This is a genomic window from Amaricoccus sp., from assembly GCF_036846665.1.
Classification (GTDB): Bacteria; Pseudomonadota; Alphaproteobacteria; order Rhodobacterales; family Rhodobacteraceae; genus Amaricoccus.
In genome coordinates, this window is record NZ_DAIUBO010000175.1 from 1 (window position 1) to 8,383 (window position 8,383).

At 69.6% G+C, this 8,383-nt stretch carries 12 protein-coding genes; 5 read left to right on the forward strand and 7 right to left on the reverse strand.

Annotated elements, in window-relative coordinates:
- Window positions 1–401 precede the first annotated feature (401 nt).
- Both V7050_RS15240 and V7050_RS15245 read right to left on the reverse strand, forming a co-directional pair.
- Complete coding sequence (locus V7050_RS15240; RefSeq protein ID WP_324369339.1) at window positions 402–1,208, reverse strand: M48 family metalloprotease; 807 nt, start codon at window positions 1,206–1,208, stop codon at window positions 402–404.
- Window positions 1,209–1,296: 88 nt separating this feature from the next.
- Window positions 1,297–1,707 (reverse strand): hypothetical protein, encoded by a 411-nt coding sequence (locus tag V7050_RS15245; RefSeq protein WP_324369341.1) that lies wholly within the window; start codon window positions 1,705–1,707, stop codon window positions 1,297–1,299.
- Between the two features lie 76 nt (window positions 1,708–1,783).
- Here V7050_RS15245 and V7050_RS21075 point away from each other — a divergent pair, with 76 nt between their 5' ends.
- The 4 genes from V7050_RS21075 (at window position 1,784) to V7050_RS15265 (ending at window position 4,763) form a co-directional block, all read left to right on the forward strand.
- On the forward strand, window positions 1,784–1,987 hold the full coding sequence (locus tag V7050_RS21075) for a hypothetical protein (protein WP_442885629.1): 204 nt from the start codon (window positions 1,784–1,786) through the stop codon (window positions 1,985–1,987).
- 13 nt (window positions 1,988–2,000) lie between these two features.
- Complete coding sequence (locus tag V7050_RS15255; RefSeq protein WP_324369343.1) at window positions 2,001–2,522, forward strand: GNAT family N-acetyltransferase; 522 nt, start codon at window positions 2,001–2,003, stop codon at window positions 2,520–2,522.
- 214 nt (window positions 2,523–2,736) lie between these two features.
- Complete coding sequence (locus tag V7050_RS15260; protein ID WP_324369345.1) at window positions 2,737–3,948, forward strand: mandelate racemase/muconate lactonizing enzyme family protein; 1,212 nt, start codon at window positions 2,737–2,739, stop codon at window positions 3,946–3,948.
- A 29-nt stretch (window positions 3,949–3,977) separates the two neighbouring features.
- Window positions 3,978–4,763 carry an SDR family NAD(P)-dependent oxidoreductase gene (locus V7050_RS15265; protein ID WP_324369347.1) on the forward strand — a complete coding sequence of 262 codons (786 nt, stop codon included), beginning with the start codon at window positions 3,978–3,980 and terminating at the stop codon, window positions 4,761–4,763.
- A gap of 39 nt (window positions 4,764–4,802) precedes the next feature.
- Here V7050_RS15265 and V7050_RS15270 read toward each other — a convergent pair whose 3' ends face one another.
- The 4 genes from V7050_RS15270 to V7050_RS15285 form a co-directional block, all read right to left on the reverse strand.
- On the reverse strand, window positions 4,803–5,381 hold the full coding sequence (locus V7050_RS15270; protein WP_324369349.1) for an SCO family protein: 579 nt from the start codon (window positions 5,379–5,381) through the stop codon (window positions 4,803–4,805).
- Complete coding sequence (locus V7050_RS15275; RefSeq protein WP_324369351.1) at window positions 5,372–5,944, reverse strand: hypothetical protein; 573 nt, start codon at window positions 5,942–5,944, stop codon at window positions 5,372–5,374. Before V7050_RS15275 ends, V7050_RS15270 begins: the two co-directional genes overlap by 10 nt.
- Window positions 5,941–6,414 (reverse strand): hypothetical protein, encoded by a 474-nt coding sequence (locus V7050_RS15280; protein WP_324369353.1) that lies wholly within the window; start codon window positions 6,412–6,414, stop codon window positions 5,941–5,943. The genes V7050_RS15275 and V7050_RS15280 overlap by 4 nt, the downstream gene beginning before the upstream one ends.
- A gap of 204 nt (window positions 6,415–6,618) precedes the next feature.
- Window positions 6,619–7,206, reverse strand: coding sequence for a hypothetical protein (locus tag V7050_RS15285; RefSeq protein WP_324369355.1), 588 nt, complete (start codon window positions 7,204–7,206; stop codon window positions 6,619–6,621).
- 60 nt (window positions 7,207–7,266) lie between these two features.
- Here V7050_RS15285 and V7050_RS15290 point away from each other — a divergent pair, with 60 nt between their 5' ends.
- Window positions 7,267–7,425, forward strand: coding sequence for a hypothetical protein (locus tag V7050_RS15290; protein WP_324369357.1), 159 nt, complete (start codon window positions 7,267–7,269; stop codon window positions 7,423–7,425).
- 95 nt (window positions 7,426–7,520) lie between these two features.
- Here the strand turns inward: V7050_RS15290 and V7050_RS15295 are convergent.
- A protein-coding gene (locus V7050_RS15295) for an IS5 family transposase (protein ID WP_324369359.1) occupies window positions 7,521–8,283 on the reverse strand; the annotation gives its coding sequence in 2 pieces (ribosomal slippage) (window positions 7,521–7,968 and window positions 7,967–8,283; 765 coding nt in all).
- Between the last annotated feature and the right edge of the window lie 100 nt (window positions 8,284–8,383).

Genomic DNA, 8,383 nt, shown 5'->3' on the forward strand with positions numbered 1-8,383 from the left:
ACCAAACCGCCCGCATATCCCTTCATCTCAATCAATCACGTCAAAGAGCGCCAGACAACATTATCGGCCTGCGTCTTTACCTCGACGCGTCCCGCATCCCGTTGCCCGATTTCACCGCCGCAGAGCGGGCCCGCGAGGCCCCGTCCGCTTCGGTGGGCGGTATGTAGGGTCCGGTCCGGGACGGTGCAAGCAGAAAATGACATCGCCTGCACAGATTCTTTGGGCCCTGAGTTGCAGGGATGGAAGCGGGTGCGGAGCCAAGGACAGGGCATGCACAATCCGTGCATCGGCCATGCACCGGCCATGCACGGCGTCCTCGCGCCTTCTTTCATGTCCGGGCATGATCGGTGAACGGGGTCGCGACCGCGGCCGGCAGGCGACGGGCGGCGGGATTCTGAAGTTCAGTATCGCGTCTCGGCATAGGCGGGGCGGGGGACGAGGCCCGCGGCCCGCTGGCGGCGGATCTCGGCGCCGGCCCGGGCGGCGAGGGCGGTGCGCTGCGGCGAGGGTGGATGGGTCGAGAGGATCACCGGCCCGCCCGAGGAGGCGAGCGCCGGCCGCGCGAAGACCACCGCACCGCGTTCGGGGTCGAAGCCGCCCCGGGCGGCGATGAAGGCGCCGAGCCAGTCGGCCTCGAGCTCGAAATCCTGCGACCAGGCGCGGCCGCCCACGAAGGCGCCGATGTTCATCGCATCCTCGATGGCCCGCTGGTTCGCCGCCGGGTCCGATGAGGCGCCCGTGGCGGCGACGAGGCCGCCGAGGATGAGCGCGCCGAGCATCTGGCTCTGCTGCTGCTTGGAGAGATGACGCGCGATGTGATGCGCCGCCTCGTGGGACAGCACGAAGGCGATCTCGTCGTCGGATTGCATCTGATCGAGCAGCCTCGCCCCGACGACGATCGCCGGCCGTCCGGCATCCGTAACGGTCTGAAAGGCATTGGGCGGCATGCGGGGGTCGTCCTCGAGCAGGATGACGTAATCGCAATAGGAGGCCGGCGCCCCAGGCGATTCTTCGCGGCAGACATTCTCGGCCACCGGCTCGATTCGGGCAGCGACACGGCGGAAGTCGCGGGCGCTGCGCCGGGAGCCGGCGGGCGCCTGGGGCGCCGACACCACGGTTGCCGCCGGGCTGCCGGTCACCGGCACCTGGTAGGTGGTGCCGCAGGCGGCGAGGGCGAGGCAGAGTGCGGCGGCGCTGGCGCGGATCATCGGCGTCTCCGATCGGTCGGTCTGCGAGTGTGGCCAAAGCGGCGCGCCTGTCCAGCCATCTCGATCCGTCAGGGTGAAGGGCCTCGCCTCAGCAGGGCGGCGCCGCGAAGCTTGCGCCGGCGGCCGGGTCGATCAGGCCGTTGGCGATCTCCACCTCGCGGACGCATGTCGCGAGCCCGTCGACCTCGACCACGGCCAAGTCGCGGTTCTTCACGAGGCAGAGGGTGATGCCCCGGGAAATCTCGAGACTGCTTTCGGCGCGGGCAAGGCGCGACGGATCGCCCAGCGAGGCGGCGGCCTGGTCGAGGCAAGCGATGGCGCGGGCCTGATAGGCGCGCGCGAGCTCGGTCTGGACCTGCACGTCCTCCACCCGGCGCGCCGCCTGCCCGGTATAGGCCCAAGCCGAGAGCGCTGCCGCGAGTGCGGCGAGGACCAGCACCACCGACACCACGGCCGTGACCGACCAGAGCGGCACGGAGGGCGAGCGGTCTGCGGTCATCGGCGCGAGTCCATCATACGGGACGCCGCGAAGGATCCCGTCGCGACGCCGGGATTCTCGCCGGGGACGGTCACGATTGCAAGACTTTGCCGCCGCGCCAGACCGCGCGAAGCTCGAACTGCGGCCCGAGATGCACCAGCGCGGCGCGCGCGCCCGGTGCGAGTCAGCCGATCCCCAGATGGGGGCGACCATTGCCATGGCGATTTTCTTCATCGTCCTAGTGGGCGTCTCGATCTATCTCTTCGGCATCCAGACGCGGCTTCGGAGGTACCGGTCCTGATGCATGGCGAACCATGACCCATGGCGCGACGCGGGTGACGCCCGCCGATCTCCGCCTTTCCGCGCCTCTGGGCGAAGCCCTGCTCGCGCTCAACAACGCCCATGCGGTCGAGCTCTCCCGGCTCGATCCCGGCCGCCTCGAGCTTCTCGTCGCGCAGGCTTTCCTCGCCGCGCGCGTCGGCACGGTGGACGCCTTCCTGCTCGCGTTCGATGAGCGGGCCGACTACGACAGCCCCAATTTCCGGTGGTTCCGCGCAGGCTACGACCGCTTCGTCTATGTCGATCGCGTGGTGGTCGCCCCCGGCGCCCGGGGCCGCGGGCTGGGCCGCCGGCTCTACGATGACCTCTTCGCCGAAGCCCTCGCCTCCGGTCATCGCCGCATTGTCTGCGAAGTGAACGTGGATCCGCCCAATCCCGCCTCGGACACCTTTCACGCGACGCTCGGATTCGCCGAGGTGGGCAGGGCGAGGCTCCCGGAAAGCGGCAAGGTCGTGCGCTATCTCGCACGCGAATTCCCGGCCGGAGGCGCAGCATAGCCATGTCCAAGGCCGTTGTTCCTCGCTGCCGCGCACGACCACCGCCCATGGGAGACGGTCTCGCTCCTGACCGACGGGATCCACGTGATCGGCCCGCGCCGGCGTCCTGACCCATTACCGTGGGGTCCCGGAGGCTTGTGAAGCGCCTCCGGCTGTGGGACGACTCCGGAGCACGGCCGCCCCGCAGCGGCCCGCTCAGGTTCGCGAGGTCATCATGCGCACCGTCTCGCCCGTTCTCGATGCGCCCGCGCCCGACGCCCGCATCGCTAGCGTCGAATGCCGGGTGCTGCTCGCGCCCGACTACGATCCGCGATTCACCTCCTCGGCCCAGGACAGCCTGATCGTGGTGATCCGCAGCAACGACGGCACGCTCGGCATCGGGGAATGCGATGCCAATCCCTGGATCGCCAGGGCCTGCATCGAATCGCCGGGCACCCATACGATGGGGCAATGCATCCGCGAGATGCTGATCGGCCAGGATCCCTTCGACATCGGCGGAATCTGGCAGCGGGTCTATGTGGGCACGGCGATGAATGGGCGGCGCGGCATGGTCATCCATGCCCTGAGCGCGGTCGAGATGGCGCTCTGGGACCTCTGCGGCAAGCTCGCCGGCAAGCCGGTCCACGCACTCCTGGGCGGCACGGTCCGCGATCACATCGTGCCCTATGCCTCGCTGCAGCCGGGCGGGCATTCCTTTGCGGAATACCGCGACGCGCTGGTCGCCTCGGCGCTCGAAGCCAAGGCCCTCGGCTTCACCGCGATCAAGACCGAGGTCACGATGAACGGGCCCTATGCCCATGGCGGGATGCAGGAATCCTACGACCGGCACAGCGAGGTGGTGGCCGCGGTCCGCTGCGCGATCGGGCCGGAGACGACGCTGATGGTCGATGTCCAATACCTCTGGGAGGACGCCGAGACCTGCCTGTCGGTGGTGCAGGACTGGGCGGAATTCGAGATCTTCTTTCTCGAGACGCCGATCTGGTCGGACAGCCTCGCCGAGATCGCCAAGGTCTCGGAACGGGCGCCGATGCGCATCGCCTTCGGGGAATGGCTGGCGACGCGCTTCGAGTTCGAGGAGCTGATGAATCGCGGCCGCATCCAGGTCGCCCAGCCCGACGTCGGGCGCGTGGGCGGCATCGGCGAGGCGCGGATCGTCTGCGACATGGCGGCCGCGCGGGAGATGCTGATCGTCCCGCATTGCTGGAAGACCGGCATCTCGATCTCGGCGACGGCGCATCTGGCCTTCGTCACGCCGCATTGCCCGTTCATCGAATACCTCCCGCCGACGCTCGCGGTCGAGCGGCTGCGGCGCGAACTCGCCCGGGAGGAGCTGCGACTCGAGAACGGGCGGATACCCCTGCCCGAGAAGCCGGGGCTGGGGGTCGAAGTCGATTGGGAGGCCGTGCGCAGGTATGCGGTCGCCTGAAGGCCGCGGGCCAGGAAAGGGAGCGGGGGATGACGGACAGGCGGTTGCAGGACCGGGTCGCGGTGGTGACGGGTGCGGCCCAGGGCATCGGCTTCGCGATCGCCGAGCGACTGGTGCGGGAAGGCGCGCGGGTCGTCCTGGCGGACCTCAAGGCGGAGGCAGCGGAGGAATCGGCTGCGCGGCTGCGCGCCGCGGGTCATGCCGCTGAGGGCCGGGTCGTGGACATCGCCAGCGACGCCTCGGTCGCGGAGCTGGCGCGCATCGTCGAGGCCAGGCACGGGCATTGCGACATTCTGGTCAACAATGCCGCGATCTCAGGCCGCGGCAGCATCAAAGAAATCAGCATGGCACGCTACGCGGAGGCCGTCGAGGTCAACCAGAACGGCGCGGTGCGCATGACGCTCGCCATGCTCGGGCCAATGCTCAAGGCCGGCCCCGCGCGCAGGATCGTCAACATCGCCTCGATCATGGGCATCCGGGGCTGGCCGGATTCGATCCCCTATTCCACCGCCAAGGGGGCCATCGTCAATTTCACCCGCGCCCTGGCCGCCGATCTCGCGCCGGACGGAGTGACGGTCAACGCGCTCTGTCCGGGCTTCGTCAATACGCTCATGTCGATCCAGCCCGACGGTTCGCACGAATACGATGCCGACTGGTTCCGCGACATCTACGTGAAATACGGGCGCATCCCGATGCGTCGATGGGCCGAGCCCGAGGATATCGCCGGGCCGGTCTATTTCCTCTGTTCCGACGACGCGCGCTACGTCACGGGGCAGATCCTTCTCGTGGACGGGGGCGCCTCGGCGACGTTCTGACCCGCGCGGCAATCCGGCGGGGCGTCGCCGGAACGGCCTTCAGCCGCCGGCCGCGGGTGCCTGCAGGTAGCCCTCCACGATTTCTGCCATCCGGTCGATGCCGAGAACCGGCGGCATGAGCGTCAGCACCGTGCCGGAGGCATCGAGAAGATAGACGAAGGAGCCATGGGCGAAGACCGGGCGGCCCGCGGGGTCCTCGAAGAGCGTCTCGATTTCGACCTGATAGGCCGCCCGCGCCGCCGCGAGCGCCGCGGCGTCGCCGGTCAGGCCGACGAAGTCGCGATGGAAGGCCGGCAGCGCCCTGGCGAGGGTCTCGGGCGTGTCGTGCTCGGGGGCGATGGTGATCAGGACCGGCGTCACCGCGAGCCCGTCGGCCGCCAGAGCCTCGGTAAGCTCGCCCATCGCCGGCAGGACATGGGAGCAGATGCCGTCGCAACTGGCATAGCCGAAGAAGAGGAGTTGCGGGCGGCCGGCGGGATCGGCCTCGCTGCGCGCGTGGCCGCGCTGGTCCACCAGTTCGAAAGGACCGCCGATGGCGCCGCCGAAGGGCGATTCCGCGAGCCCCGGCGATGCCGCGGCGAAGAGCGCCGCGAGGAAATGGGCGCGGCTCAGAACCATTCGGCGATGAAGGCCGCGTCGGCATCGGGCCCCAGCCCCAGATAGCCCTCGGCCTCGATGCGCGCGCGCACGTCCGGATCGGCGCGGAACCACTCGCCGCCCTCGGCGGCGGCCTGCGGATTGGCCGCGGCCCAGGCTTCGGTGAAGCGATTTGCGGGCCGTGCGTCCGCCTCGCCCGGCCGCCGGATGGTCTGGACCTGGAAGAACTTGGCCGGAGTCGCCTCCGGCTCGCCCACCAGGAGGCCGTCGACCTCCACCGTCTCGCCGCAATAGGGCAGGAGATCGGCGACGGCGCCGGAGAAGACCGGCTGGCCGTTCTTCATCGGCATGACCAGCACTCCGTCGGCGCTGCGCAGGAGCCCCAGTTGACGCGCGCCGCCGCCGCAATCCTCGGGGCAGTCGCCGCCGAGCTCGCAGAGCACGTCGACGACCAGTGCCTCGAAGCGGGCGTTCTCCTCGCCGAGCAGGCCCCACGACTTGGCGGCGCTGCCAGCGCTGAAATCCTGCGCCTGCGCCGCCGCCGGCAGCGCCAGCGCGAGGGCGAGAAGGCCCGCGCCGCTCATTGCCCCGGCTCCGGGATCGCGAAGCCCGGGACCGGGCCGTAATCCTCGTGGTTGTGGTTGGTGATGCCCAGGTTTTCGACGACGTTCTCCACGACGATGTAGTTCACGCCGTCGCGCTGGTAATGCAGCCCGTCGGCCGCCAGCCGGTCGGAGGCGACGGTGAGCAGCGTCTCCGGTTCGGCCAGCGGGTCGGCGCCCTCGAGCCGGAGCACCAGATAGATCGTCCCGTCGTCGGCGAGCAGCCCCACCGGAATGCCGCCCTTGGCGCACCAGAGCGCGCAAGTGTGATGCGCCGAGCCCACCACCGCCTCGTAGCCGCCCATCACGCCGGAGAAATAGCACCAGCTGTCGACCATCTCGCCCTCGACCTCGATGCGCTCGGGCGCGGTCTCCGCCGAGGCCGCCGCGGCGAGCGCGACCAGGGGCAGGCCGAAGAGCGAATGCCGCAAACCGCCAGATGCAAGGAACATCGCCGCCTCCCGTCCACCTCGACGGGCGATACGGCGGGGCGGCGGTCGATGTTACTGCGCGGGGCTGCGATCGCCGAAAAAAGGCGGGGCGCCGAGCCGTTTCGGGAGGATCGCCCCGACGTTGGGCGGCGTGCATCTGCGCCCCATCCCGGCGGTGCCTCCAGAGCCGACGCAATTCGCCGCAGCGTTCAGGCGGATCCGAGGTCAGGAACGCGGGGGGCGCAGGCCGCGCCACCAGGGGTCGGCGCTGAGCGCGCGGCGCAGCCGCGTGCGCGTGGTCCAGGGTGCGCGGCGGATGTAACGCTGCGCCTCGGCGAGGCTCTCGCCCTCGAGGCTGCGCAGATAGGCGAGTCCGGCGGCCACGGTGAAGGCCTCTCCCGTCGTCGCGCGGAAGTTCGGCTCGAGATCGGTCCAGACCGCGCCGTCCCAGCCCTCGGCCGCGCACCAGGTCCCGACCGCCGCGACGACCTCGGGCATCCGGCCCTCGCCGCGGCCGGAGGCCTCGGCCCAGCCGATTCGGTGGAGCGGCGCGCGTTCGCGGGCGGCGAGGTCGGAGACCGCCGCGCCGAGCGCCGTGCGGCACGAGCGGATGACATGCGTGGCGCAGGGCGTGCCCTCGTCGGGGTCGAGGCAGACCACGAGGCTCATCCGGCGCTTGGGGCTGATGCGGCTGAATTCCATCGCCAGCCGCGGCCCGGCCCGCAGCGCCCAGTCGCCCGCCACCTTCGGCGCGAGATCGTCAAGGTCCCAGAGCAGTGACCCCCAGCCGAGGATGGCGATCCGCCCGGTCACGGGCGTGCCTGAAGCGGTGCAGCCATGGTATGCTCCTTCGCGCCAGGGGAGGGAATCGCAATGGCCGAGAAGGAGTACAAGACCGTCTGCAGGATGGGAAAAGATTCCAAAACTTACCACACCACCGGGGAGACGCTGCAGGAGGCGCGCGACAAGGCGATGATCTCCGCTATAGGCGACGGTTACTCGGAAGCGACCTGCAAGACCAGCGAGGCCTGAGTCCGCCTCACCACCGCGGACCTTCGCCGGCTACTGAGGCCGTCGGGGCCCGAGACCGTAGGCACGAGATCGGCGAGATCCCGGAGCAGTGACGCCTAGGAAGCGGACTCAATAGCTTTGACCCAGATGCGTGTTGCGGCGAGGGCTATGGCAGCCAGGAAGTTGGTTGCGTGCTTCTCGAAGCGGGTGGCGATGTGGCGGAACTGTTTGAGTTTGCAGAAGAACCGCTCGACCAGGTTGCGTTGCCTATAGAGCTCCTTGGGGACCGAGCGCTGGATGCGCACACGGCTCTGGGTTGGGATCTGCGCCACCCCGCCACGCTCGGCGACGAAGGTAGCGAGGCCCATGCTGTCATAGCCGCGATCGGCGATCACCATGGCCGGGGGCAGCGCCCCCAGCAGGAGCGGAGCCGTCGCCTTGTCCGAGGCCTGCCCGGGGGTGTTCGCCAGCTTCACCGGCAGGCCATCCTGGTCCACGACGGCGTGGATCTTGGTCGTCAGTCCGCCACGAGAACGGCCAAGGGCTTGATCCGCACCCCCCTTTTGCCCCGGCGGCGTGCTGGTGAGCCCGGATGATGGACGAGTCTATGAGCTGCATCGACTGCGGGGAGCGTGCCGCCAGTTCCTCGAATATCTTCAACCAGATGCCGCGCCGGGCCCAGCGGTTGAAGCGGTTGGAGACCGTGGTGTCGGGGCCGTAGTGCTCCGGCAGGTCCCGCCAGGGGGCGCCGGTCTTGAGCACAGAGAAAATGCCGCTCACCACCCGCCGGTCATCCACCCGCCGCTTGCCCTTCCCCGGCCCGGGCAGAAGCGGCCCGACAATCGCCCATTCCTCGTCGCTCAAATCGTATCCCGCCATGCTCACCTCCACTCTCTGGCGGAAATGAATCACGGCTCAGGACACATGGGAATCTGGAGGCTTCTGTGAGGTCGCGCGGTCAGAAGACGCAGGCGCAGGG

Excerpts from the sequence above, each read along its gene's own strand:
- V7050_RS15240 (WP_324369339.1), bottom strand. The coding sequence starts at position 1,208 with ATGATCCGCGCCAGCGCCGCCGCACTCTGCCTCGCCCTCGCCGCCTGC.
- V7050_RS15245 (WP_324369341.1), bottom strand. The coding sequence starts at position 1,707 with ATGACCGCAGACCGCTCGCCCTCCGTGCCGCTCTGGTCGGTCACGGCC.
- V7050_RS15255 (WP_324369343.1), top strand. The coding sequence starts at position 2,001 with ATGACCCATGGCGCGACGCGGGTGACGCCCGCCGATCTCCGCCTTTCC.
- V7050_RS15260 (WP_324369345.1), top strand. The coding sequence starts at position 2,737 with ATGCGCACCGTCTCGCCCGTTCTCGATGCGCCCGCGCCCGACGCCCGC.
- V7050_RS15265 (WP_324369347.1), top strand. The coding sequence starts at position 3,978 with ATGACGGACAGGCGGTTGCAGGACCGGGTCGCGGTGGTGACGGGTGCG.
- V7050_RS15270 (WP_324369349.1), bottom strand. The coding sequence starts at position 5,381 with ATGGTTCTGAGCCGCGCCCATTTCCTCGCGGCGCTCTTCGCCGCGGCA.
- V7050_RS15275 (WP_324369351.1), bottom strand. The coding sequence starts at position 5,944 with ATGAGCGGCGCGGGCCTTCTCGCCCTCGCGCTGGCGCTGCCGGCGGCG.
- V7050_RS15280 (WP_324369353.1), bottom strand. The coding sequence starts at position 6,414 with ATGTTCCTTGCATCTGGCGGTTTGCGGCATTCGCTCTTCGGCCTGCCC.
- V7050_RS15290 (WP_324369357.1), top strand. The coding sequence starts at position 7,267 with ATGGCCGAGAAGGAGTACAAGACCGTCTGCAGGATGGGAAAAGATTCC.